The sequence below is a fragment of the Salmonella sp. SAL00653 genome (genome assembly GCF_046552515.1).
In the GTDB taxonomy this organism is placed as follows: Bacteria; Pseudomonadota; Gammaproteobacteria; order Enterobacterales; family Enterobacteriaceae; genus Salmonella; species Salmonella enterica.
This window is the reverse complement of record NZ_JBGDTY010000008.1, coordinates 118777-143704: the sequence shown is the minus strand read 5'-3', so window position 1 is coordinate 143704 and position 24928 is coordinate 118777. Positions and strand designations below refer to the sequence as shown.

General features: G+C 55.9%; 25 protein-coding genes. 13 read left to right on the top strand and 12 right to left on the bottom strand.

From position 1 onward, the window contains the following. Window positions 1-32 precede the first annotated feature (32 nt). Genes sitD through sitA form a run of 4 tightly spaced genes read right to left on the bottom strand, consistent with a single transcriptional unit; the run spans window position 33 to window position 3464 of the window. On the bottom strand, window positions 33-881 hold the full coding sequence (gene sitD / locus ACLJRU_RS11595) for an iron/manganese ABC transporter permease subunit SitD (RefSeq protein ID WP_000480209.1): 849 nt from the start codon (window positions 879-881) through the stop codon (window positions 33-35). Continuing rightward, window positions 872-1732 carry an iron/manganese ABC transporter permease subunit SitC gene (gene sitC, locus ACLJRU_RS11590; RefSeq protein WP_001104336.1) on the bottom strand — a complete coding sequence of 287 codons (861 nt, stop codon included), beginning with the start codon at window positions 1730-1732 and terminating at the stop codon, window positions 872-874. The genes sitD and sitC overlap by 10 nt, the downstream gene beginning before the upstream one ends. Further along, entirely contained in the window at window positions 1729-2550 is an 822-nt protein-coding gene (sitB, locus tag ACLJRU_RS11585; RefSeq protein ID WP_001540776.1) for an iron/manganese ABC transporter ATP-binding protein SitB, read from the bottom strand. The genes sitC and sitB overlap by 4 nt, the downstream gene beginning before the upstream one ends. Continuing rightward, a complete protein-coding gene (gene sitA / locus ACLJRU_RS11580; RefSeq protein WP_000182931.1) occupies window positions 2547-3464 on the bottom strand; it encodes an iron/manganese ABC transporter substrate-binding protein SitA in 918 nt (305 codons plus the stop codon). The genes sitB and sitA overlap by 4 nt, the downstream gene beginning before the upstream one ends. A gap of 181 nt (window positions 3465-3645) precedes the next feature. Here sitA and ACLJRU_RS11575 point away from each other — a divergent pair, with 181 nt between their 5' ends. Then, complete coding sequence (locus ACLJRU_RS11575) at window positions 3646-3990, top strand: nitrous oxide-stimulated promoter family protein (RefSeq protein WP_001540775.1); 345 nt, start codon at window positions 3646-3648, stop codon at window positions 3988-3990. A gap of 61 nt (window positions 3991-4051) precedes the next feature. Here ACLJRU_RS11575 and flhA read toward each other — a convergent pair whose 3' ends face one another. From flhA to hypA, 6 genes are all read right to left on the bottom strand, one after another. Further along, the gene (gene flhA / locus ACLJRU_RS11570) at window positions 4052-6130 is read right to left on the bottom strand and encodes a formate hydrogenlyase transcriptional activator FlhA (RefSeq protein ID WP_023235191.1); all 2079 of its coding nucleotides are present in this window, start codon (window positions 6128-6130) and stop codon (window positions 4052-4054) included. A 218-nt stretch (window positions 6131-6348) separates the two neighbouring features. After that, window positions 6349-7359 carry a hydrogenase expression/formation protein HypE gene (gene hypE / locus ACLJRU_RS11565; RefSeq protein WP_001059962.1) on the bottom strand — a complete coding sequence of 337 codons (1011 nt, stop codon included), beginning with the start codon at window positions 7357-7359 and terminating at the stop codon, window positions 6349-6351. Next, a complete protein-coding gene (hypD, locus tag ACLJRU_RS11560; protein ID WP_001540773.1) occupies window positions 7356-8477 on the bottom strand; it encodes a hydrogenase formation protein HypD in 1122 nt (373 codons plus the stop codon). Before hypD ends, hypE begins: the two co-directional genes overlap by 4 nt. Then, window positions 8477-8749 (bottom strand): hydrogenase 3 maturation protein HypC, encoded by a 273-nt coding sequence (gene hypC, locus ACLJRU_RS11555; protein ID WP_000334871.1) that lies wholly within the window; start codon window positions 8747-8749, stop codon window positions 8477-8479. The genes hypD and hypC overlap by 1 nt, the downstream gene beginning before the upstream one ends. Beyond that, window positions 8740-9612: a hydrogenase nickel incorporation protein HypB gene (gene hypB / locus ACLJRU_RS11550; protein ID WP_000337650.1), complete on the bottom strand. Its 873-nt coding sequence runs from the start codon at window positions 9610-9612 to the stop codon at window positions 8740-8742. The genes hypC and hypB overlap by 10 nt, the downstream gene beginning before the upstream one ends. A gap of 68 nt (window positions 9613-9680) precedes the next feature. Further along, window positions 9681-10037, bottom strand: a complete 357-nt coding sequence (hypA, locus tag ACLJRU_RS11545) for a hydrogenase maturation nickel metallochaperone HypA (protein ID WP_000544461.1) — start codon at window positions 10035-10037, stop codon at window positions 9681-9683. Between the two features lie 209 nt (window positions 10038-10246). Here hypA and hycA point away from each other — a divergent pair, with 209 nt between their 5' ends. The 12 genes from hycA (at window position 10247) to hypF (ending at window position 22098) form a co-directional block, all read left to right on the top strand. Beyond that, the gene (hycA, locus tag ACLJRU_RS11540; protein ID WP_000158074.1) at window positions 10247-10708 is read left to right on the top strand and encodes a formate hydrogenlyase regulator HycA; all 462 of its coding nucleotides are present in this window, start codon (window positions 10247-10249) and stop codon (window positions 10706-10708) included. A gap of 145 nt (window positions 10709-10853) precedes the next feature. Beyond that, window positions 10854-11462 (top strand): formate hydrogenlyase subunit HycB, encoded by a 609-nt coding sequence (gene hycB, locus ACLJRU_RS11535; RefSeq protein WP_001079162.1) that lies wholly within the window; start codon window positions 10854-10856, stop codon window positions 11460-11462. Further along, window positions 11462-13279 carry a formate hydrogenlyase subunit 3 gene (gene hycC, locus ACLJRU_RS11530; RefSeq protein ID WP_001540771.1) on the top strand — a complete coding sequence of 606 codons (1818 nt, stop codon included), beginning with the start codon at window positions 11462-11464 and terminating at the stop codon, window positions 13277-13279. Before hycB ends, hycC begins: the two co-directional genes overlap by 1 nt. An 11-nt stretch (window positions 13280-13290) precedes the next feature. Next, window positions 13291-14214, top strand: coding sequence for a respiratory chain complex I subunit 1 family protein (locus ACLJRU_RS11525; protein ID WP_000110563.1), 924 nt, complete (start codon window positions 13291-13293; stop codon window positions 14212-14214). A gap of 17 nt (window positions 14215-14231) precedes the next feature. Continuing rightward, window positions 14232-15941: a formate hydrogenlyase subunit HycE gene (gene hycE / locus ACLJRU_RS11520; RefSeq protein WP_001540770.1), complete on the top strand. Its 1710-nt coding sequence runs from the start codon at window positions 14232-14234 to the stop codon at window positions 15939-15941. Window positions 15942-15950: 9 nt separating this feature from the next. Further along, entirely contained in the window at window positions 15951-16493 is a 543-nt protein-coding gene (hycF, locus tag ACLJRU_RS11515) for a formate hydrogenlyase subunit HycF (RefSeq protein WP_000493773.1), read from the top strand. Beyond that, a complete protein-coding gene (gene hycG / locus ACLJRU_RS11510; protein WP_000067419.1) occupies window positions 16493-17260 on the top strand; it encodes a formate hydrogenlyase subunit HycG in 768 nt (255 codons plus the stop codon). The genes hycF and hycG overlap by 1 nt, the downstream gene beginning before the upstream one ends. Next, window positions 17257-17667 carry a formate hydrogenlyase maturation HycH family protein gene (locus ACLJRU_RS11505; RefSeq protein WP_000003725.1) on the top strand — a complete coding sequence of 137 codons (411 nt, stop codon included), beginning with the start codon at window positions 17257-17259 and terminating at the stop codon, window positions 17665-17667. The genes hycG and ACLJRU_RS11505 overlap by 4 nt, the downstream gene beginning before the upstream one ends. Beyond that, a complete protein-coding gene (hycI, locus tag ACLJRU_RS11500) occupies window positions 17660-18130 on the top strand; it encodes a hydrogenase maturation peptidase HycI (RefSeq protein ID WP_000132981.1) in 471 nt (156 codons plus the stop codon). Before ACLJRU_RS11505 ends, hycI begins: the two co-directional genes overlap by 8 nt. 26 nt (window positions 18131-18156) lie before the next feature. Next, the gene (locus tag ACLJRU_RS11495; protein ID WP_001540768.1) at window positions 18157-18966 is read left to right on the top strand and encodes a hypothetical protein; all 810 of its coding nucleotides are present in this window, start codon (window positions 18157-18159) and stop codon (window positions 18964-18966) included. Between the two features lie 200 nt (window positions 18967-19166). After that, window positions 19167-19712: an electron transport protein HydN gene (hydN, locus tag ACLJRU_RS11490; RefSeq protein ID WP_001078791.1), complete on the top strand. Its 546-nt coding sequence runs from the start codon at window positions 19167-19169 to the stop codon at window positions 19710-19712. 145 nt (window positions 19713-19857) lie between these two features. Further along, the gene (hypF, locus tag ACLJRU_RS11485; protein WP_000963434.1) at window positions 19858-22098 is read left to right on the top strand and encodes a carbamoyltransferase HypF; all 2241 of its coding nucleotides are present in this window, start codon (window positions 19858-19860) and stop codon (window positions 22096-22098) included. A 96-nt stretch (window positions 22099-22194) separates the two neighbouring features. On the opposite strand, the gene norW is transcribed toward hypF, so the two are convergent. Together norW and norV are read right to left on the bottom strand one after the other, a co-directional pair. Further along, window positions 22195-23328 carry an NADH:flavorubredoxin reductase NorW gene (gene norW / locus ACLJRU_RS11480; protein WP_000086331.1) on the bottom strand — a complete coding sequence of 378 codons (1134 nt, stop codon included), beginning with the start codon at window positions 23326-23328 and terminating at the stop codon, window positions 22195-22197. After that, window positions 23325-24764 (bottom strand): anaerobic nitric oxide reductase flavorubredoxin, encoded by a 1440-nt coding sequence (gene norV / locus ACLJRU_RS11475; RefSeq protein ID WP_001540766.1) that lies wholly within the window; start codon window positions 24762-24764, stop codon window positions 23325-23327. Before norV ends, norW begins: the two co-directional genes overlap by 4 nt. Window positions 24765-24928: the final 164 nt, after the last annotated feature.

Here is a 24928-nt window from a genome sequence, read left to right as displayed (position 1 = left end):
CAACTGTCCTATTTATTTTCTGAACGCTGCTTTTAACCTTGCGCCTCTGGTACGATTTCATTACGCCTGTCGCGCCATGTTGCGTAAATAAATACCGCAATAAACACGATGGCAAATAATACCACGATGGTCGGCGCTGGCGCGCTATCAAGATAAAAAGACAGATAGACGCCCGCAAAAGCGGTAATAACTGACAGACTCACCGCTAATCCCAGCGCGCGCGCAAAGCGTCGCGTCAGCAAAATGGCAATTGCGCCGGGGGCGATAAGCAGTGAGATCGACAGAATAATGCCCACCGATTTCAGCGTGGCGACGATAGTCAGCGCAATCATACATAGCAGGCCATAATGCAGTAGCGTGGTATTCAGCCCGCTGGCTTTCGCTTGGTGCGGGTCAAAAGCGTGTAGCAGGAGATCTTTCCATTTCAGCCCAATGATTAACGCAATACCCAGTGCAATAACTGACGTTTGTACGATATCCCCCAGCGATACGCCCAGCATATCCCCAAACAGGATGTGATCCAGATGCACTTCCGATTGAATAGAAACATAGAGCACCAGACCTGCGCCAAACATCCCGGAAAAGACGATGCCCATCACCGTATCACGTTTGATGCGGCTGTTATCGTCCAGATAGCCGGTGGCGATAGCGCAAAATAATCCGGCAATGAAAGCGCCAATCGCCAGGGGGATCCCCACAATATATGCCAGCACGACCCCGGGGAATACCGCATGACTCATTGCGTCGCCCATTAACGCCCAGCCTTTTAACACTAAAAACACGGACAGCAAGGCGCAGGGAATCGCCACAATGACCGAAACCATAAGGGCGTTCACCATAAAATCAAACTGAAAGGGTTCCAGTAACGTTGTTAAGAACATGTCGGCTCCTTCTGCAGGCGGGCGCGTCGACGGTTGGCTAACAGACCGTGTTTCGGGGCGAAAATAAAGGCTGTGATGAACAGTAAGGTTTGCATGACGACAATAATTCCGCCAGTGGCGCCATCCAGCCAGTAGCTAAGCCATGCGCCCAGAAAACTGGTCAGGCTGCCAATCACGACGGCAATCATGAGCAGACGTGGAAAACGGTCGGTGAGTAACCAGGCTGTCGCGCCCGGCGTGACGACGAGACAGATCACCAGGAACGCCCCAACGGTTTGCAGGGCCGCCACGGTGGAGACGGACAATAGAGTGAAAAACAACAGCTTTAGTCGACCCGGATTAAGCCCGATAGAACGCGCATGGGTCTCATCGAAAAAGACGACCATCAGATCTTTCCACTTTAACAGCAGAATCGTCAGCGAGACTGCGCCGATAATCGCCAGTTGCGCAATATCCGCTGGCGCGATCGCCAGCACGTTGCCGAGAATAATCGTCTGGATATTCACCGACATCGGATTGAGCGACACCATAAAAAGGCCGACGCCAAAAAAAGAGGAGAAGATAAGCCCGATAATCGCGTCTTCTTTCAGGCGTGAGCGTTGGTTAAGAAAGAGCATACTGCCTGCCGCCAGTCCGCCGGAAAGAAACGCGCCGAGCGAGAAGGGCAGCCCTAACATCCAGGCGCCAGCGACGCCAGGCACAATAGAGTGAGATAGCGCATCGCCAATGAGCGACCAGCCTTTGAGCATCAAATAGCAGGAGAGAAACGCGCACAGACCGCCCACCATCGCGGAGACCCACATCGCGTTAAGCATATACTGGTAGCCAAACGGCTCAACAAGCCAGTTCATGACGATTTTCCTCCGCTGGCCACGCGCCGGGAAATAAAGGGGCGCTCGTCATCGGTGATGATGTGCTCTTCACCTCCGCTTAACGCGATATGACGTAGAACGCCGCTAAACGCCTGTTCCAGATTCGCGGCGGTAAACGTGGTTTCGGTAGGGCCGCTGGCCAGTACGGTTCCTTTAATCATTACCGTATAGTCGCAAAACTCGGTGACGGAGCCGAGATTATGCGTTGAGACCAGCATCGTGCGGCCTTCATCGCGCAGTTCTCGCAGTAGAGCGATGATTCGCGCTTCGGTTTTTACATCCACGCCGGTAAAAGGTTCATCCAGCAGGATCACCTGTCCATCCTGAGCAATGGCCCTGGCAAGAAACACACGTTTTTTCTGCCCGCCGGACAGCTCGCCAATCTGCCTGTGACGATACTCCTGCATATCCACCCGCGCCAGCGCGGCGTCAACACAGGCGTGATCATGCGCAGTGGGACGGCGTAGCCAGCCCATATGGCCGTAGCGTCCCATCATCACCACATCTTCTACCAGCACCGGAAATGACCAGTCCACTTCTTCCGATTGCGGAACATAAGCAATGAGGTTTTTTTTCAGCGCCTTGTTGACTGACTGTTGCAGGATAGTGATATCGCCCTGCGCAAGATGCACAAAGCCCATTAACGCTTTAAATAACGTAGACTTACCGGAACCATTTACGCCTACCAGCGCGGCGATTGAACCGCCAGGCACCTGAAAAGTGGCGTCCCGTAGGGCGGTATGACCGTTGCGATACGTCACCGTGACTTGATCAACGGTAATCGCAGATTGACTCATTGTTGACTCCTCAGTCCGTCGTTAATGCCGTTGACGATGGTTTCGGTCGTGACGCGCAGCAGATCCAGATAGGTTGGCACAGGGCCGTCAGCGGCGCTCAGAGAATCGACATACAGTACGCCGCCATAATGCGCGCCGGATTCACGCGCGACCTGGCGGGCGGGTTTATCGGAAACCGTACTCTCGCTAAAGATGGCGGGAATATGGTGCTTTTTAATGGTATCAATCACTTTACGCACCTGTTTTGGCGTCCCCTGTTGATCGGCGTTAATTGGCCAGAGATAAAGCTCTTTCATGTCGTTATCGCGCGCCAGGTAAGAGAACGCGCCTTCACTGGTGACCAGCCAGCGCTGATCGGCGGGAATTTTTTCCAGTTCGGCACGCAACGGATCGGCCATCTGGCGAATTTTCGCTTTATAGCGTTCGGCATTTTGCTTATAGATCTGCGCATTATCCGGATCGTACTTCACCAGGGCGTCGCGAATGTTATCGACATAAATCAGCGCGTTTTCTGCCGACATCCAGGCGTGCGGGTTCGGTTTACCGTTATACGGGCCTTCGGTAATGCCCATCGGTTTGACGCCGGTAGAGACGACGACTTCCGGTACGCCGGAAAGGTGCTGATAAAATCGGGCGAACCATCGCTCCAGGTTCAGACCATTCGCGAGGATAAGCTGTGCCCCCTGCGCTCGTTTAATATCGCCGGGCGTTGGCTGATACTCATGGATTTCAGCGCCGGGCTTGGTAATTGAGCTGACTTCCGCTGCGTCGCCCGCCACGTTTTTCGCCATGTCGGCAATAACGGTAAACGTGGTGATGACTTTAAATTTCTCTTTTGCATAGGCTGGCGATAGCGCGAGTATCGCAACAATACCGGCAAGCAGGAGTGTTTTCAGACGATGTAGATTCGTCATAGTATCCCTCGCAACAATGTGGTTAATTAATCATCGAATATAGCCTTTGCTATGTTATATAGCACAAGGTATGAATAAATGAAAATAATTCTTATTTGCGTAATGGCGACGATATGCAGTGATAGTGCTAAAGAGGGATAAGGTGTAAAATAAATACACCTTAATGTTCGGAGAGAGCACGATGCCTGGTAAACGTATCGCTCGTGAAAAACTGACGATCAAAAAAATGATCGCGCTGTATGAAAGCCAGTGCCCACAGGCGTCAGCGGTGCAGGGGCATTACGAGGCGCTGTTCGCCTACGCGCAAAAACGTCTTGATAAATGCGTATTTGGCGAGGAAAAACCCGCCTGTAAGCAGTGCCCGGTGCACTGCTATCAGCCGGCTAAACGCGAGGAGATGAAGCAGATTATGCGTTGGGCAGGTCCGCGAATGCTTTGGCGGCATCCTGTCCTGACCGTGCGGCACCTTATCGACGATAAGCGCCTCGTTCCGGAATTGCCGGAAAAATATCAGCGCAAGAAGTGAAGGGGAAGCGCCAGGCCTACGGCGCGCATCATCTCCTGGCCGGATCAGATCCGGCAACCCGTTACGCTAACGCGTCTTTATCAATACCCAATCGCTTCATACGCGACAGCAGGGTGGTTCGTTTAAGCCCCAGACGCTGCGCCGCGCCTTTTGGTCCAGCCACTACGCCATTGGTCTCTTTCAGCACGCGTATAATAAGCTGATATTCATCTTCGCCTTCTTTGGCGCTTTCAGTCGCAACAGGCGAGGTATCGGGCGTTACGGCGGTAATATCCGGCAGCGACAGTTGTAGCACATTGCCGCGCGTCAGCAGCACGGCGCGCTCGACGACATTCTCCAGCTCGCGAACGTTCCCCGGCCATTCCATGCTGCTAAGCGTGCGCAGCGTTTCGGCGGGAATGCTGTCGATATTACGCCCCATTCGGCGGGCGATTTTGAAAGTGAACGCTTTGACCAGTAGTGGAATATCTTCCGGACGTTCGCGCAACGGAGGAAGCTGGATCGGAAAAACATTCAGCCGATAGTAGAGATCGTTACGGAATTCGCGATCGGCGACCATTTTTTTCAGATCGCGGTTAGTCGCGGCGATCAGCCGCACGTCGGTCTGGATCAGTTTATTGCTGCCGAGACGTTCAAACTCTTGCTCCTGAAGGACGCGCAGCAGCTTAGGCTGTAGCTCCAGCGGCATGTCGCCCACTTCATCCAGAAACAGCGAGCTTTTATCCGCCAGCTCGAAACGGCCAATCCGCTGCGCGCTGGCGCCGGTAAACGCGCCGCGCTCATGACCAAACAAATCGCTTTCCAGCAGCCCCGCCGGCATCGCGGCGCAGTTCATCTTTACCATCCTGCGCCCGCTACGTCCGCTCAGGTTGTGAATGGCGCGGGCAATCAACTCTTTACCGGTTCCCGTTTCGCCCAGAATCAGCACGGTACTGTCGCTCTGCGCCACCATCTCAACCTGCTTTAGCACGTTGTACATCGCTTCGCTGCGTCCGATGATCTCGCCAAACTCGCTGTCGACGTTATTAAGCTGCTCCGTGAGCGCCAGGTTTTCGTCGACTAGGCGTTCCTTCAGTCGGTGGATTTCCTGATAGGCCAGCGCATTATCCACGGCAATGGCTACCCGTTCTGCAATCTGACGCAGCAGCTTGAGGTTGGCGGTGGTAAACACTTTTTCTTCGCACTGGGCCAGTTTGAGCACGCCAAGCATCGTCTTGCCGGACATCAACGGCAGCAGGCAAAGCGTCTGGATCTGATTGCCCCAGGCATCGAACAGCATGCGTTCGTAGGGGGCAAGCGGATCGCGTTCGTTGAGGTTGATAAGCAGCATCTCTTTACTTTTAAAGACGCGCTCCGTGAGCGTGCCGGCTTCGTCGACTTCGCTCTGTTCGTGCGCCGGATGATGCTCATCAAGGTAGTGGGTGGAGTAGATATTCAGCTTATTTTTGCGATGGCTGCGCAACACGATGCTGATCGCGTCGATATTGAAATAGTGGTGGATCTCTTTTGCGACTTCGCTTACCAGCTCATCAATATCCAGACGCGACAGGACGGCGTTGGTGATCGCAACCAGAATACGGAAGTTATCGCGTTCGCGGCACAACAGATCATAATCGACATTATTGTTTACCCGGTTTTGAATTTGCTCGGCGACCACGCCGACAATTTGGGTAAACGTATGCAGACGGTCATATTCCTTTTCACTCCAGGGGCGATCTTCCTGACGGATGAATTCGCAGCCGCCGAAAATACGGCCCTCCGCGGCTAAAGGAAGCAGACAGTAATGACCAAATTCAGGGTAGAGGCCGCTCGCGGCAAGCTGCGGCCAGGTTTCGGTAAACTCATGGAAATTACAGTGCAATGCATCGGGGCGAGAAAGGATGCGACGTACCGGGCCGTGCGCCAGTACGGTTTCATCTTCATATTCAACAGGACGGCCATTTTCTCGCGTCGCATAATATTGTGCGCGTTGCGACTGCGCCTGCCATAGCACAATGCCGGCGCTGTCGGCGAGCGCTGAACGCTTTACCAGTTGCGAAAGCGCTTCACTGAGCGACGCCAAATCGGTCTGCTGCAATAAGGTACGAGTGATATCGAACAAGCCTTGCTGTCCAAGATCGCTCATGGGTGTATACGACATGTTGCTTTTCCAGGAAAATACCGCAAAACGGTGCGAAAACGGTAAATGAATTATAGGTATAAGTCGTAAGTTATTGCCGGATGGCTGACCGCAAACTCGCTGGTCACACACTCCGTAGGCCTGATAAGCAAAGCGCCATCAGGCGTTCATGCAGCGTTAATGCCGGATGTCGACGCAAATGCGTCTTATCCGGCTTACAGTATGCTGTCAACAGGCTGCTAGCATATACGAGGTAATGGTTCGGCGTGTGGCAAATCAAGGGTTCGCTTCACGCCATAGAGTCCGGCTAAGCGAACGCCTTTGCGTTCCACGACTTCGCCAATCAGCGCCGCATCACGTCCCAGCGGATGCGCGCGTAATGCCGCCAACGCCCGATCTGCGGCCTGCCGTTCAACGGCAATCACCAGTTTTCCTTCGTTGGCAAAGTTCAGGGCATCCAGCCCCAACAGCTCGCAGACGCCGCGCACGGCAGGTTTGAGCGGCAGTGCGGATTCGGACAATTCAATACCGTAACCGCAGGACGCCGCAAACTCATGGGCGACCGCATTCACGCCGCCGCGCGTGGCGTCACGCAATGCCTTCACTCCGTCAATATGACGCAGCGTCTGAATAAGCGGCGTTAATACTGCGCAGTCGCTCGCCAGCTCGCCATCCAGTCCCAGTTGCTCACGCAGGTTGAGGATAGTGGCGCCGTGATCGCCAAGCGTACCGCTGACTAACAGCACATCGCCAACGCTCAGCGTTTGCGCGCCCCAGCGAATATCGGCGGGAATCGCCCCCATGCCGGCAGTGTTGATAAACAATTTATCCGCCGCGCCGCGCTGCACAACTTTGGTGTCGCCGGTTACAATGGCGATACCCGCTTCCCGCGCGGTCGCCGCCATGCTATTGACCACGCTTTTTAACGTCTCCATCGGCAGCCCTTCTTCAAGGATAAAGCCGCAGGAGAGATAGCGGGGGATCGCGCCGCTCACCGCAACGTCGTTCGCCGTACCGCAAATCGCCAGTTTGCCGATATTGCCGCCGGGGAAAAAGAGCGGATCGATCACATAGCTATCGGTAGAAAACGCCAGACGGTCGCCCTCCGCCGTCAGCTGCGCCAGCTCCAGACGCGCCTGATCTTCTTGTTCCGCCAGCCACGGGTTGGCAAAGGCCTCCATAAACAGGCTATTAATCAACTGTTGCATAGCCTGGCCGCCGCTGCCGTGGGCGAGTTGTATATTGTTCAAACTTCACACTCCTGCTGACGATACTGATACCAGGCGGCGCATGCGCCTTCGGAAGAGACCATCAGCGCGCCGAACGCGGTCTCTGGATTACATGTTTTACCAAATAGCGGGCACTGATGCGGCTTGCATCTGCCGGTCAGCACTTCGCCGCAGCGGGCGCGCGGATCGTCATAGACCTGCTGCGGCGCTGGGCGGAAATGCGCTTCGGCGTCAAAGCGCTGATACTCCGGCGTCAGGTGGACGCCGGAGGATTCAATCACGCCCAGACCGCGCCACTCGCTATCGCCATTAACGCAGAACACATCGGCAATGGCCTGCTGCGCCAGCATGTTTCCGGCATCCGGCACCACGCGACGGTATTGGTTTTCAACCTGGCTTAGGGCCGCTATTTTCTGCTCAACCAGCATGACCACGCCTTGCAGTAGATCAAGCGGTTCGAATCCAGCTACCACCAGCGGGCGATTAAAATCGGCGGCGATAAACTGGTACGCCTCGGTGCCGATGACCATGCTGACGTGGCCTGGCGCAAGAAAGGCGTCAATGCCGTTGTCCGGCTGCTCCAGTAGGCTACGCAGCGTCGGGATCAGCGTAATGTGCTGGCAGAAAAAGTAGAAGTTTCGCACGTCACGCTGTTTTGCCTGCTGCAGCGTGATGGCGGTGGTCGGCATGGTGGTTTCAAAGCCCAGCCCGAAAAATACCACTTTGCGGGTCGGGTTATCCTGCGCCAGCTTCAGCGCGTCCATCGGAGAATAAACAATACGCACATCCGCGCCGCGCGCTTTAGCCTGCAACAGCGAACCCTGTTTCCCCGGCACGCGCATGGCATCGCCAAAGGTGCAGAAAATCACCTCCGGATGGCTGGAGATTTCCACGCAACTGTCGATACGTCCCATCGGCAGCACGCAGACCGGACAACCGGGGCCGTGAATAAACTCCACGTTTTCGGGCAGTAACTGATCGAGACCAAATTTAAAAATTGCGTGGGTATGACCCCCGCAGACTTCCATAATGCGCAACGGACGTTCGGCAGTGTAAGGAAGAAGGGCGGCGCGTTCACGCAGGTGTTCAATGAGCTGCATTACCTGTTCCGGCGCACGGTACTCGTCAACAAAACGCATTATCTCTCCTCACCATACAGCAGTGCGCCGACGTCCGGCTCAACATCAAACATATTTTGTAGCGCGTCGAGCGTGTCGCGCGCTTCCGCTTCGTTAATGACGCTCATGGCGAATCCGACATGAACCAGCACCCACTGACCCAGACGCGGCTGACCGTTTTCATCACAACTGCCGACTAATGTGAGATCGACGTCGCGCTGAATGCCGCAGACGTCAACTTTTGCCTGATTGCCGTCAATGGCGCGGATTTGACCCGGCACGCCTATGCACATCGCTGCGCCTCCAGCCAGGCCAGCCACTGATCCATGCCTTCGCCGCTGGTGGCGGAAATCAGGATAATTTCAATCTCCGGGTTCACTTCACGCGCGCTGGCGATGCACTTCTCAACGTCAAAATTGAGGTAGGGCAGCAGATCGACTTTATTGAGCAGCATGAGCGACGCAGCGGCAAACATATGGGGATATTTCAGCGGCTTATCTTCACCTTCGGTCACGGAAAGCACTGCGACTTTATGCTTTTCGCCCAGATCGAAGCTGGCCGGGCAGACAAGATTACCGACGTTTTCGATAAACAGAATACCATGGTCATCCAGCGGCAGGCGCGGCGCGGCGTCGGCGATCATTTGCGCGTCAAGATGGCAGCCTTTACCGGTGTTGACCTGAATGGCGGGCGTGCCGGTAGCGCGGATGCGGGCGGCGTCGTTCACTGTCTGCTGGTCGCCTTCAATCACCGCGCACGGTACACGGTCTTTCAATTTCATTAGCGTTTCAGTCAGCAGGGTGGTTTTACCGGACCCGGGGCTGGACACCAGGTTGAGCACCAGTTGCTGGCGGGCGGCGAAACGGGCGCGGTTGCGCTCAGCCAGACGATTATTTTTGTCCAGCACGTCGATTTCAACCTCCAGCATCCGCCGCTGACTCATACCAGGCGCGTGGGTTCCGGCTTCGCCGTGGCCGTAATGCAGATCGCCTTCTGCGGTCTGACTTGGGGCAAAGTCAGGCGTTTTAATGCCGGTAATATTCAGCGCCGGGCGAGCCGCTGGGGCAAAGGGCGTGCTACGAAACGCTGAGTGCGGATTATGTTCATCGCCTTCTATATAAAGGTTGCCTTCAGCGCAACCGCAAGTCGTACACATCGCTTACTCCTGATCTTTTTCTTGTTACAGGCTTTCTGCCGGATGGCGACGCGAGCGTCTATCCGGCATTAATCTTCAGTTTCATCAATCTCTATGCGCCGAATTTGTAAGCCGTCATCGGCCACAATTCGCAGCGTATCGCTATGACATTGCGGACAACGACGTACACGGTGGGTTAACAACGTGACATATTGTTGACAATGCTCACACCAGCATTCGGCTTCCTGTTCTTCGAGGTGCAGTTTACAACCTTCTGCTATCGTGCCGCGGCATACCAGATCAAAACAAAAGGAAAGAGCGCTGGTTTCCACGCAAGAAAATGCGCCAATTTTGATCCAGACGGCTGTCACACGTTTTGCACCGTATGCTGAAGCCTGTTGTTCAATCAATTCCAGTGCCCGTTGGCAGAGGGTGATTTCGTGCATATCGCCTCCCGTAGTGGTTGCCCCTGTAAAGCAATATTTATGCCAATATTTTTATCCCCTGGCAGGTTAATGTCGACGATGACGAAATGACATGTCGTCACCGCGTCGAAACGGCAGTGACTGTGCTCGTCTGCCATTAAAAACAATAAGTTAAAAATTGGCATGGAAAATGCTTAACGCAGGCATCTCTGTTAAACGGGTAACCTGACATGACTATTTGGGAAATAAGCGAAAAGGCCGATTACATCGCGCAACGGCATCGTCGCCTACAGGACCAGTGGCATATTTACTGCAACTCGCTGGTTCAGGGGATCACCCTCTCGAAAGCGCGCCTGCATCACGCAATGAGCTGCGCGCCGGAAAGGGATCTTTGCTTTGTCCTGTTTGAGCACTTTCGTATTTACGTCGCGTTGGCGGATGGTTTTAACAGCCACACCATTGAGTACTACGTTGAAACCAAAGATGGCGAAGATAAACAATTGATTGCACAGGCGCAGCTCGATATCGACGGCAAGGTTGATGAACGGGTTAACAACCGCGATCGCGAGCAGGTGCTGGAGCACTATCTGGAAAAAATCGCCAGCGTTTACGACAGCCTCTATACCGCTGTAGAAACCAACTCGCCGGTTAATTTGCGTCAATTGGTAAAGGGACACAGCCCGGCGGTATAAGTCTGAGGCGTTGCCCGCTTTGATTCGCGATGTGGCGTTGCGCCATGTCATGAATGTTTTGGGGATGGGCGTGTCGATAAGTGTCGAAAATGACATTTCAACGGCATGTTTTCGTCAAAAATGACAATCACCTGAGGAATGCCTGGTGAATCGTTTTGTAATTGCTGACTCCACTCTCTGTATCGGCTGCCACACCTGTGAGGCCGCCTGTTCAGAGACGCATCGCCAGCATGGCCTGCAGTCAATGCCGCGCCTGAAAGTGATGCTGAATGAAAAAGAATCTGCGCCGCAGCTTTGTCACCACTGTGAAGATGCGCCATGCGCCACGGTATGCCCGGTTAACGCGATTAATCGCGTTGACGGCGCTGTCCAGCTTAATGAAAGCCTGTGCGTGAGCTGCAAACTGTGTGGTATTGCCTGTCCGTTTGGCGCTATTGAGTTTTCCGGCAGCCGTCCGCTGCATATTCCGGCGAACGCCAATACGCCGAAAGCGCCGCCCGCGCCGCCCGCGCCTGCGCGCGTCAGTACGTTGCTCGACTGGGTGCCGGGCGTACGCGCTATCGCGGTGAAATGCGACCTGTGCAGCTTTGACGAGCAAGGCCCGGCCTGTGTGCGGATGTGCCCGACTAAAGCGCTACACCTGGTGGATAACACGGATATCGCCCGCGCCAGCAAACGTAAACGTGAGCTGACGTTTAATACCGATTTTGGCGATCTCTCCTTGTTTCAGCAGGCTCAGAGTGGGGATGCATAATGAGTTCACTTTCACTGATTACTAGCGGCGTCGCGTGGTTTGCCGCCGCCGCCGTTCTGGCGTTTCTGTTTTCGTTTCATAAAGCGCTGAGCGGCTGGATTGCCGGTATCGGCGGCGCGGTCGGCAGCCTGTATACGGCTGGCGCGGGGTTCATCGCACTGACCAGCGCCGTTACGGTGAGCGGCGTGATGCCGTTTACCGGCCACATGCTGCAAATTACGCCGCTGAATGCTATCTGGCTGATTACACTGGGGCTGTGCGGTCTGTTCGTCAGCCTGTTCAATATCGACTGGCATCGCCATCCACAGGTAAAAGCCAACGGACTGTTGATCAACCTGCTGATGGCGGCAGCCGTCTGCGCCGTGGTCGCCAGTAATCTGGGGACGATGGTGGTAATGGCGGAAATCATGGCGCTCTGCGCCGTGTTCCTCACCGGCGGTAGCAAAGAGGGCAAACTGTGGTTTGCGCTGGGCCGTCTCGGTACGCTGCTGCTGGCAATCGCCTGCTGGCTGGTGTGGCAGCGCTACGGCACGCTGGATCTGGGGCTGCTGGATCAACGCGCTCAGCAACTGCCGCTGGGCTCCGATATCTGGCTGCTCGGCGTTATCGGTTTTGGCCTGCTGGCCGGGATTATCCCGCTACACGGTTGGGTGCCGCAGGCGCACGCCAACGCCAGCGCTCCCGCCGCCGCGCTGTTCTCGACCGTGGTGATGAAAATCGGGCTGCTGGGCATTCTCACGCTATCTCTGCTTGGCGGCAATGCGCCGCTGTGGTGGGGCGTGGCGCTGTTGGTGCTTGGGATGATCACCGCCTTTGTCGGTGGTTTGTACGCGCTGATGGAGCATAACATTCAGCGCCTGCTGGCCTATCACACGCTGGAAAATATCGGCATCATTTTGCTCGGTCTGGGCGCAGGCGTTACCGGGATTGCTCTCAATCAGCCGGTACTGATCGCGCTGGGTCTGACCGGCGGGCTCTATCACCTGCTGAACCATAGCCTGTTCAAAAGCGTGCTGTTTCTGGGCGCGGGCAGCATCTGGTTCCGTACCGGTCATCGCGATATCGAAAAACTGGGCGGTATTGGTAAACGGATGCCGGTTATTTCTATCGCCATGCTGGTCGGTCTGATGGCGATGGCGGCGTTGCCGCCGCTGAACGGCTTTGCCGGCGAGTGGGTGATTTACCAGTCCTTCTTCAAACTGGGCAACAGCGGCGCGTTTGTTGGTCGTCTGTTAGGACCGCTGCTGGCGGTTGGCCTGGCGATTACCGGCGCGTTGGCGGTGATGTGTATGGCGAAAGTGTATGGCGTTACGTTCCTTGGCGCGCCGCGCACGAAGGAAGCTGAAAATGCCAGCTGCGCGCCGATCCTGATGGGCGTCAGCGTGGTGGCATTGGCGATTTGCTGCGTACTGGGCGGGGTTGCCGCGCCGTGGCTGCTGCCGATGATTTCCACTGCGGTACCGTTGCCGCTGGAAACCGCGCACACCACCGTATCGCAGCCGATGATCACGCTGCTGTTGGTCGCCTGTCCGCTACTGCCGTTCATCATTATGGCGATATTCAAAGGCAACCGTCTGCCGTCGCGTTCTCGCGGCGCGGCCTGGGTGTGCGGCTACGACCATGAGCAGTCGATGGTGATTACCGCGCACGGTTTCGCCATGCCGGTGAAAGAGGCCTTTGCCCCGGTACTTAAACTGCGTAAATGGCTTAACCCGGTATCGCTGGTGCCGGGCTGGCAGAACGCGGCGGCCGCGGTGCTGTTCCGTCGTCTGGCGCTGATTGAGCTGGCGGTGCTGGTGGTGATTGTGGTTTCATGAGGAGCCTGAAAATGAGTGTGTTTTATCCGTTAATTCAGGCGCTGGTGCTATTTGCCGTTGCGCCATTGCTGTCCGGTATTACTCGCGTGGCGCGCGCCCGTCTACACAATCGCCGTGGGCCGGGCGTGTTGCAGGAGTACCGCGACATTATCAAACTGCTCGGTCGTCAGAGTATTGCGCCCGCTGATTCCGGCTGGGTTTTTCGCCTGACGCCGTTTGTGATGGTCGGCGTGATGCTGACTATCGCCACCGCGCTGCCGGTCGTCACCGTTGGATCTCCGTTGCCGCAACTGGGTGATTTAATCACCCTGATTTACCTGTTCGCCATCGCGCGCTTCTTCTTCTCTATTGCAGGCCTGGATACCGGCAGTCCGTTCACCGCGATCGGCGCCAGCCGTGAAGCGATGCTCGGCGTGCTGGTGGAGCCGATTCTGCTGCTGGGTCTGTGGGTCGCCGCGCAGGTGGCGGGTTCAACTCATATCAGCAATATCGCCGATACCATTTATCACTGGCCTGTCGCGCGCAGTATTCCGCTGATTCTGGCGCTGTGCGCCTGCGCCTTCGCCACCTTTATCGAAATGGGCAAGCTGCCGTTCGACCTGGCGGAAGCGGAGCAGGAGTTGCAGGAAGGGCCGTTGACCGAATACAGCGGTAGCGGCTTTGCGGTGCTGAAATGGGGCATCAGCCTTAAGCAACTGGTGGTGCTGCAAATGTTCGTCGGCGTGTTTCTGCCGTGGGGACAGATGGAAACCTTCAGCGCAGGCGGACTGTTGCTGGCGCTGGTGATTGCCGTCGTCAAGCTGATTGTCGGCGTACTGGTGATCGCCCTGTTTGAAAACAGCATGGCGCGACTGCGTTTTTGCGCCACTTCACGCGTGACCTGGGCCGGTTTTGGGTTTGCGTTTTTAGCCTTCGTCTCCTTGCTGGCGGCGTGATTTAAGAGAGTTTGAGCATGTCTGAAGAAAAATTAGGTCAACAATACCTTGCGGCGCTGCACCAGGCGTTTCCGGGCGTCGTGCTGGACGAAGCCTGGCAGACCAAAGATCAGCTGACTATTACGGTAAAAGTGAACTATCTGCCGGAAGTGGTGGAGTTTCTTTACTACCAGCAGGGTGGGTGGTTGTCGGTGCTGTTCGGTAATGACGAACGCCAGTTGTGCGGCCACTATGCCGTTTATTACGTGCTGTCGATGGAGCAGGGCACGAAGTGCTGGATTACCGTTCGCGTTGAAGTAGATGCCAATAAGCTGGAATTCCCATCCGTTACGCCGCGCGTGCCGGCTGCCGTGTGGGGTGAGCGCGAAGTACGCGACATGTACGGTTTAATCTCGGTCGGTCTGCCGGACGAGCGCCGTCTGGTGCTGCCGGACGACTGGCCGGATGAACTCTATCCGCTGCGTAAAGACAGCATGGATTATCGTCAGCGCCCGGCGCCGACCACCGATGCGGAAACCTACGAGTTCATTAACGAGCTGGGTGACAAGAAAAATAACGTGGTGCCGATTGGCCCGCTGCATGTCACCTCCGATGAACCGGGCCACTTCCGTCTGTTCGTCGATGGCGAAAACATTATCGACGCCGACTACCGCCTGTTCTACGTCCACCGTGGTATGGAAAAACTGGCGGAAACCCGCATGGGTTATAACGAAGTCACCTTCCTGTCGGATCGCGTGTGTGGTATCTGCGGCTTCGCGCACAGCACTGCCTACACCACTTCCGTGGAAAACGCGATGGGCATTCAGGTGCCGGAGCGTGCGCAGATGATCCGCGCCATTCTGCTGGAAGTGGAGCGTCTGCACTCGCACCTGCTGAACCTAGGCCTCGCCTGCCACTTTACCGGTTTTGACTCCGGCTTTATGCAGTTCTTCCGCGTGCGTGAAACCTCCATGAAAATGGCAGAGATCCTTACCGGCGCGCGCAAAACTTACGGTTTGAACCTGATCGGCGGGATTCGCCGCGATCTGCTGAAAGAAGACATGATCCAGACCCGTCAACTGGCGCAGCAGATGCGTCGTGACGTGCAGGAGCTGGTGGACATGCTGCTGAGCACGCCGAATATGGAACAGCGTACCGTGGGTATCGGTCGTCTGGACCCGGAAATTGCCCGCGACTTCAGTAATGTCGGCCCGATGGTGCGTGCCAGCGGTCACGCCCGCGACACCCGCGCCGACCACCCGTTTGTGAGCTATGGCCTGCTGCCGATGGAAGTACATAGCGAGCAGGGCTGCGATGTGATTTCTCGTCTGAAAGTCCGTATCAACGAAGTTTACACCTCGCTGAATATGATCGATTTCGGTCTGGATAATCTACCGGGCGGCCCGCTGATGGTGGAAGGCTTTACCTATATTCCGCACCGTTTTGCGCTCGGCTTTGCCGAAGCGCCGCGTGGCGATGATATCCACTGGAGCATGACCGGCGACAACCAGAAGCTGTACCGCTGGCGCTGCCGTGCGGCGACCTACGCCAACTGGCCAACGCTGCGCTATATGCTGCGCGGCAACACCGTTTCTGATGCGCCGCTGATTATCGGCAGCCTCGACCCTTGCTACTCCTGTACCGACCGGATGACCGTGGTCGATGTGCGTAAGAAGAAGAGCAAAGTCGTGCCGTACAAAGAACTTGAGCGCTACAGCATTGAGCGTAAAAACTCGCCGCTGAAATAAGGAATCGCCATGTTTACCTTTATCAAAAAAGTTATCAAAACCGGCACGGCGACCTCGTCTTATCCGCTGGAGCCGATTGCGGTTGATAAAAACTTCCGCGGCAAGCCGGAACATAATCCGCAGCAGTGCATCGGCTGCGCCGCCTGCGTTAATGCCTGCCCGTCGAACGCGCTGACGGTGGAAACCTTACTGGCAACCAATGAGCTGGCGTGGCAGTTCAATCTTGGCCGCTGCATCTTCTGCGGTCGCTGCGAAGAAGTTTGCCCGACGGCGGCGATCAAACTGTCGCAAGAATACGAACTGGCAGTGTGGAAGAAAGAAGACTTCCTGCAACAGTCCCGCTTCGCGCTGTGCAACTGCCGCGTGTGTAATCGTCCTTTCGCGGTACAGAAAGAGATCGACTACGCCATTGCGCTGCTTGCGCACAACGGCGACAGCCGCGCGGAAAACCACCGCGAAAGCTTTGAGACCTGCCCGGACTGTAAGCGTCAGAAATGCCTGGTGCCGTCCGACCGTATTGAACTGACTCGCCATATGAAAGAGGTCAGCTAATGAGCAATTTATTAGGCCCGCGTGACGCCAACGGCATTCCGGTACCGATGACGGTGGATGAATCCATCGCCAGCATGAAGGCGTCTTTACTGAAAAATATTAAGCGTTCGGCATACGTTTACCGCGTGGACTGCGGCGGCTGTAACGGCTGTGAAATCGAAATCTTTGCGACGCTTTCGCCGCTGTTTGATGCCGAGCGTTTCGGCATCAAAGTAGTACCGTCGCCGCGTCATGCCGATATTCTGCTGTTTACCGGCGCGGTGACCCGCGCCATGCGCTCTCCGGCGCTGCGCGCCTGGCAGTCGGCGCCGGACCCGAAAATTTGTATCTCTTACGGCGCCTGCGGCAACAGCGGCGGCATCTTCCATGATCTCTACTGCGTCTGGGGCGGTACCGACAAAATCGTCCCGGTGGATGTGTACATTCCGGGGTGCCCGCCAACGCCTGCCGCCACGCTGTACGGATTTGCAATGGCGCTTGGCCTGCTGGAGCAGAAAATCCACGCCCGCGCGCCGGGTGAGCTGGACGATCAGCCCGCAGAGATCCTGCATCCGGATATGGTGCAGCCGCTGCGCGTGAAGGTGGATCGCGCGGCGCGCCGGCTGGCGGGTTATCGCTATGGTCGTCAGATCGCCGATGATTACCTGACACAGTTGGGGCAGGGCGAGCAGCAAGTGGCGCGTTGGCTGGAAGCGGAAAACGATCCGCGTTTAACCGAAATTGTCACCCATCTCAATCATGTTGTTGAAGAGGCGCGTATCCGATGAGCGAACAGGTGGTGTTCAGTCAACTGAGCCGTAAGTTTATTGATGAGAACGATGCGACGCCTGCCGAGGCGCAGCAGGTTGTCTATTACAGCCTGGCGATTGGTCACCACCTGGGGGTTATCGATTGTCTGGAGGCCGCGCTCACCTGCCCATGGGATGAGTATCTGGCGTGGATCGCCACCCTGGAAGCCGGTAGCGATGCCCGGCGTAAAATGGAAGGCGTGCCGAAGTATGGCGAGATCGTCATCGATTTCAACCATGTGCAAATGCTGGCGCGCGCGTTTGATGAGGCGCGCGCCGCGCAGACCCCGCAGCAGCAAGAATGGAGCAAACTGATGCTCAGTATGCTGCATGACATTCATCAGGAAAGCGCCATCTACCTGATGGTGAGGAGGCTTCGTGACTGACGTTTTACTCTGTGTCGGCAACAGCATGATGGGCGACGACGGCGCAGGCCCATTACTGGCGGAAATGTGCGCGGCGCAGCCGAAGGGGAATTGGGTGGTGATTGATGGCGGCAGCGCGCCGGAAAACGACATTGTGGCGATTCGCGAACTGCGCCCGCAGCGTCTGTTGATTGTCGACGCCACCGACATGGGACTTAATCCGGGCGAGATCCGCATTATCGATCCGGATGATATTGCCGAAATGTTTATGATGACCACCCACAATATGCCGCTCAACTACCTTATCGATCAGCTGAAAGAGGATGTCGGCGAGGTGATTTTTCTTGGTATCCAGCCGGATATCGTCGGGTTTTATTATCCGATGACTCAACCGATTAAGGACGCGGTAAATATCGTCTATCAGCGCCTGGAAGGCTGGCAGGGAAACGGCGGATTTGCCGCGCTGGAAGCGCCGGAGGCGTAAAATGCGCACATATTTAGGGAGAATTTGTGTTACCCGGCATAGGCGGTAAGAAGAGCGTGAAGATTATCGTATGGAGCGGACTGCTATTTCTCTGCCTCGCCGCACGCGCACTGGCCACCGGTGTTGTCGGTTACCTGCCGATGAGCGACGGTGAATATGCGCAAAAGCGTGCGCTGAAGCCGCTGTTGACCCTGCCTTATTCTGTATCGCCCGACCAGACCTGGCATTTTCGCCAGGTCGGAGTCAGTGGCGTGACGCTACTGCCGGAGCCGAAAAAAGATAACGAATGGCGGATTAGCGGAAAAGACAGAGCCGGTAATTCGTGGGTTGTCCCGGTGGGAAGGCTGATTAATTTGGCGGGTAATGCGCAATTTTATCGCGCTGACCTCGATCGTAACGGCATTCAGGATCTGGTTATCTGGTTGGGCAATCCTGGGTTGGGCCTGGCGCCGAGCGCGCAATACATCATTTTCACCTTTCTCAAGAATGGCCGCCCCTGCGTCTTTGAACCGTGGGGGTTTTATACCGCCACCGATACTGGCGTTGATGATTTGCTTGATTTACAGGGCAATGGGCGCACGCAACTGTTGGATATGCAATTTGACTCAGGCTACTGGATAACCAATTTATATCAGGTGAAGGACGCCCGCTGGCAGCGCGTACACGGCTGGTTTGGCCGGTTGAGTTATCCGGCGCTGACCCGTTTTAATCACTATCCTGGCCGTAAATTAATTATCAAACCTATTGCCGGAAGGAATCCGCAAACGGACGATCTTTCCCTTACGCAGCGCTGTTTAATACGCGGTAACGTATTGCCAGGCGTTAATCAGGATTGATGCCAGTTGCGGTGCAGAGTTGGCTAGCTATCACTGCAAATCTTGACCACCACTGGCGACATTACGTGTCATCGACACTTGTGACGATGACACGTAAATGCTCACGAAAATAGAAATAATATTCTTAAATAACAATGAAATAAAAATTGGCACGATTCGTGTATATATCGGCACATCATCTGTTATTGCTGGAGAATTTGATGAACCGTTTCATCATTGCAGACGCGAGTAAGTGCATTGGTTGCCGTACCTGTGAAGTGGCTTGCGTCGTATCCCATCAGGAAAATCAGGATTGCGCATCGCTGACCCCTGAAACCTTTTTACCTCGTATCCATGTCATCAAAGGCGTGAACGTTTCCACGGCAACGCTGTGTCGCCAGTGTGAAGACGCGCCGTGCGCCAACGTTTGCCCGAATGGCGCCATCAGCCGTGACAAAGGCTTTGTTCATGTGATGCAGGAACGCTGCATTGGCTGTAAAACTTGCGTAGTGGCATGTCCTTACGGCGCCATGGAAGTGGTGGTACGTCCGGTGGTTCGCAATAGCGGCGCGGGGCTGAACGTGCGTGCTGAAAAAGCCGAAGCCAACAAGTGCGATCTGTGTCACCACCGTGAGGCCGGTCCGGCCTGTATGGCCGCTTGCCCAACGCACGCCCTCATCTGCGTGGACCGCAATAAGCTTGAACAGCTGAGCGCGGAAAAACGCCGTCGTGCGGCGCTGGATTCAACGGCATCGCTGCTTTTCTGATTTCTGCGATTGCGCGTAGAATACGCCACAAAGCATTGCCGGATGGCGGCATCAATGCCTTATCCGGTCTACGGTCCGTGCGGTTGTAGGCCTGATAAGCGTCGCGCCATCAGGCATCCGGGTTCGATGATGGCGGGAAAATAAGATGGCGATAGACACACCTTCCGGCGTACAGCTACGCATTCGGGGCAAAGTACAGGGCGTCGGTTTTCGTCCTTTTGTCTGGCAGCTGGCGCAGCAGTTGCGATTACACGGCGACGTGTGTAATGACGGCGACGGCGTCGTCGTTCGGCTGCTGGAAGAGCCGTCGCAATTTATTGCCGCGCTCTATCAGGATTGCCCGCCGCTGGCACGCATTGACAGCGTTGAACACGCGTCGTTGGTATGGGAGCGCGCACCGACGGATTTCACCATTCGTCAGAGCGCAGGCGGTGCGATGAACACGCAAATCGTGCCGGATGCGGCGACCTGCCAGGCATGTCTTGCCGAGATGAATACCCCAGGCGAGCGGCGCTACCGTTATCCTTTCATCAATTGCACCCACTGCGGACCACGCTTCACCATTATTCGCGCTATGCCCTATGACCGGCCATTTACGGTGATGGCGGCGTTTCCCTTGTGTCCGGAATGCGACAGCGAATACCGCGATCCGTACGATCGCCGTTTTCATGCCCAGCCCGTTGCCTGTCCGTCATGCGGGCCGCATCTTGAGTGGCGGAGCCAACATGAACGAGCGGAAAAAGAGGCGGCTTTGCAGGCGGCGGTCGCCCAACTGAACGCCGGAGGCATTATTGCCGTTAAAGGGCTGGGTGGTTTTCATCTGGCCTGCGATGCGCGCAACGATAACGCAGTGGCGATGCTGCGGGCGCGTAAACATCGCCCGGCGAAACCATTGGCGGTGATGTTGCCCACGGCGCAAACGCTGCCGAGCGCAGCGCGTTCGCTGCTGACCACGCCAGCGGCCCCGATTGTGCTGGTGGATAAGCAGTATGTACCTTCGCTGAGTGAGGGCATCGCGCCAGGGCTTACGGAGGTGGGCGTGATGCTGCCAGCCAACCCATTGCAACATCTCTTGTTGCAGGCGCTCAATTACCCGCTGGTGATGACATCCGGCAACCTGAGCGGCAAACCGCCCGCCATCACCAACGAACAGGCGCTGGACGATTTACACGATATTGCCGATGGTTTTCTGTTGCACAATCGCGACATTGTACAGCGCATGGACGACTCTGTCGTACGCGACAGCGGCGAAATGCTGCGTCGTTCGCGGGGATACGTGCCGGACGCGATTGCGTTGCCGCCCGGATTTCGCGATGTGCCGCCAATACTTTGTCTGGGCGCGGATCTGAAAAACACGTTCTGTCTGGTACGCGGCGAACAGGCAGTTGTCAGCCAGCATTTAGGCGATCTCAGCGATGACGGTATCCAGGCGCAGTGGCGCGAGGCATTGCGTTTGATCCAGTCAATCTACGATTTTACGCCAGAGCGTATCGTCTGTGATGCGCATCCGGGCTATGTTTCCAGTCAGTGGGCCAGTGAGATGCGTCTACCGACAGAGACGGTGTTACACCATCATGCCCATGCGGCGGCTTGCCTGGCCGAGCATGGTTGTCCGCTGGACGGCGGAGAGGTGATTGCCCTGACGGTAGACGGTATCGGCATGGGTGAGAATGGCGCGCTATGGGGCGGAGAATGTCTGCGGGTCAATTATCGCGAATGCGAACATTTAGGTGGTTTACCCGCCGTGGCGCTGCCGGGAGGCGATCTGGCTGCCAAACAGCCGTGGCGTAATCTGTTGGCGCAGTGCCTGCGCTTTGTGCCGGACTGGCAGGATTATCCGGAGACAGCGGGGCTGCAACAGCAAAACTGGAATGTCCTGGCGCGCGCCATTGAGCGCGGCGTCAATGCCCCATTGGCGTCTTCCTGCGGGCGGTTGTTTGACGCGGTGGCTGCCGCGCTTCGCTGCGCGCCAGCATCGCTTAGCTATGAGGGCGAGGCCGCCTGCGCGCTGGAGGCGCTGGCCTCTCAATGCGCTAACGTTGAGCATCCGGTAACGATGCCGCTTAACGGCGCTCAACTGGACGTCGCTGTTTTCTGGCGGCAATGGTTGAACTGGCAGGCCACGCCCGCGCAACGCGCTTGGGCTTTTCATGATGCGCTGGCGTGCGGGTTTGCCACGCTAATGCGCCAGCAGGCTACGGCGCGGGGGATAACCACTCTGGTCTTCAGCGGCGGGGTGATACACAACCGCTTACTTCGCGCGCGTCTTGCCTTTTATCTTTCTGATTTTAAATTGTTATTTCCGCAGCGGTTACCAGCGGGCGACGGCGGGCTGTCGTTTGGACAGGGCGTGATTGCCGCAGCGCGAGCGTTAAGTGAAGTGTAGGGCGCCGGATGGCGGCTGCGCCTTATCCGGCCTGTAAACAGATGCTCACTCGTAGGCCGGATAAGACGCGAAGCGGCGCCATCCGGCATCACAGGCTTATACGGACAACGTTTTCAGCAGTGCAAAGGCCTCTTTCATGCGGTCTTCACTTACCACAAAGGCGCGTAGTTGGCCTTCTCCGCTCATGCCTTTGGCAATCATACCGTCAGATTCTGCGGTAATCTGCCAGCTCAAATCGCGGCGCTGAGTTTCTCCCGCCAGATGCAGCGGCAGTTCCGGCGTTTTGACTTTGACCAGCATCGCCGGTAGCTTCAGCGGCGCGTTGCCGCCAAGCAGATTTTTCGCCAGGTACATCGCGCTTAACTGGATCGGTTGCAGGAAGGGCAGTACCTGACCATTGATCTCCGCGCAGTCGCCGATCGCATAAATATCCGGGTGACTGGTCTGTAGATAGCTATCCACGCAGACGCCGCGGTTGACGACTACCCCGGCGCGGCGCGCCAGAGCGGTTTCCGGGCGTAAGCCGGTGGCGGCAATCACCGCATCGACCTCAATACTATGCTGGCTTACCAGCGTAGCGCGGATACCGGCTTCGGTTTTCTCCAGTTTTTGCAACTGCGATTTCAGCAGCAGATGCACCCCCATATCGGTCAGGTGATGCTGTAAGCGACTGCTCACTTCCGGTGGCATCAGTGAGGCGAGAAGGCTGGCGGCGTTATCCATCAGCGTTACCGTTTTCCCGGCGCGGCAGAAATCCATCGCTAATTCACTGCCAATGAGACCACCGCCGACAATCAGCACTCGCTGCGCGTCGCGCAGTGGTATCTCACAGGCGCGGTACTCCTGCTGGCTATTCAAAGTAAGCATTAACTCACGTCCTGCAATCGGCGGCACTAAGGCTGCCGCCCCGGTCGCCAGTACCAGCTTGTCGTACTGCCACTGCTTATCCTGACTTTTCACCACATGGGCATCGGCATCAATGTCAGCAACCCAGGTATGCGGGAACAGTCGCAGATTAAACTGTTCAGCAAATTCCCCCGCCAACTGACGGGTGAGATCATCGGCGCGCTGCGACTGGCTGATAACGTGGCTGAGATCGGGCTTGTTGTACTCATCCATGCTGTCCGCCGCAATCAGAGTTAACGGCACATGCGCATCTTGTTTACGGATATTTTTGACGAGCTGACGGGCGGCGAAGCCCGACCCAATAATAATGATCCCCCGACTCATTTTGCCTCCGTCGCCAGTACGTCGAACACGTCTTTACCTAATGAACATTCCGGGCACAGGAAGTTATCCGGCACGTCGCTCCACGGCGTACCCGGCGCGACATCCTGCAACGGCTCGCCCTGCGCAGGGTCGTAAATCCACTGGCATACGCTGCATTGCATTTTAGGACCGAGGTCTGCGGCGACGCAGGTTGTGATTTCTTCGGCTGGCGCGGTTTTCTGTGTGGTTTCCGGCAGCGGAGCAAGCGCCCACTGACGCGCGATGTCGCGACCATGCTGACGGCACAACTCCAGCGCATCCAGATCCGGACGCCATTTCGCTTTCAGACTCAGGGACATTTCAAAACCGGCATCCTGTAAGCGCGTGGACAGTCGATCCACCGCGCCGCCGCTCCAGCCATGAGAACCGAAGGCGCTGGCGCGTTTGTTGCGAAAGCGCAGGCCGGTCATCTCTTCCACCAGACCAGCGATTTTCGGCATCATCACGTTGTTCATGGTAGAAGTGCCGACCAGCACGCCTTTCGAACGGAAGACGTTGGTCAATATTTCATTTTTATCGCTGCGGGCGACGTTAAAGATTTTGACCGCCACGTTGGGGTCCACTTCATTGATACCCTGTGCGATGGCATCCGCCATCATGCGAGTATTGTTCGACATGGTATCGTAGAAAATAGTGATACGATCTTCCTGATAATCTGCCGCCCATTTCAGATACAGCTCCACGATTTGCGTTGGGTTGTCGCGCCATACCACGCCGTGTGAGGTGGCAATCATATCCACCGGCAGGTTGAAGCCGAGGATTTCGGTAATTTTTGGCGTTACCAGACGGCTGAACGGCGTCAGGATATTGGCGTAGTAGCGCTGGCATTGTTCAAACAGTTCAGTTTGGTCCACTTCATCATTGAACAGGCGCTCGTCGCAGTAGTGCTGACCAAAGGCATCGTTGCTGAATAACACCGCGTCGCCGGTCATATAGGTCATCATGCTGTCCGGCCAGTGCAGCATCGGCGTTTCCACGAAGATCAACTGCTTGCCGTTGCCGATATCCAGCGTATCGCCGGTTTTCACCACCTTAAAATTCCATTCCGGGTGATGGTGATGGCCGTTGATAGAGTCAATGGCGTTGGCGGTACAGTAGATAGGCGTGTCCGGGATCTGCGCCATCAGTTCGGTCAGCGCACCTGCATGGTCTTCTTCGGCATGGTTAATGATGATGTAGTCGATGTCCGCGAGGTCGATTTCACTGCGCAGATTTTGCACAAACTCACGGCTAAACTTATGATCGACGGTATCGATCAGCACATTCTTTTCTTCACGAATGAGATAGCTGTTATAGCTGCTGCCACGCAGCGTTTTGTATTCAGTGCCGTGAAAATCACGTACTTCCCAGTCGCGTTGGCCAACCCAATGAATATTATTTTTAACCAGAATAGACATAACCACCTCAATTCATTCAACGTTTACAAAAAGTTGTTTTGCTTATTGCAGGTAGTGTGCCAAATTTTCATCTTATTGATTTGTATGAAGTTATATTGGTTTTTTATTTTTGGTGTAGTCAAAAAGACTATAAATGATGCTGTCAATATGACACTATAGGTTGT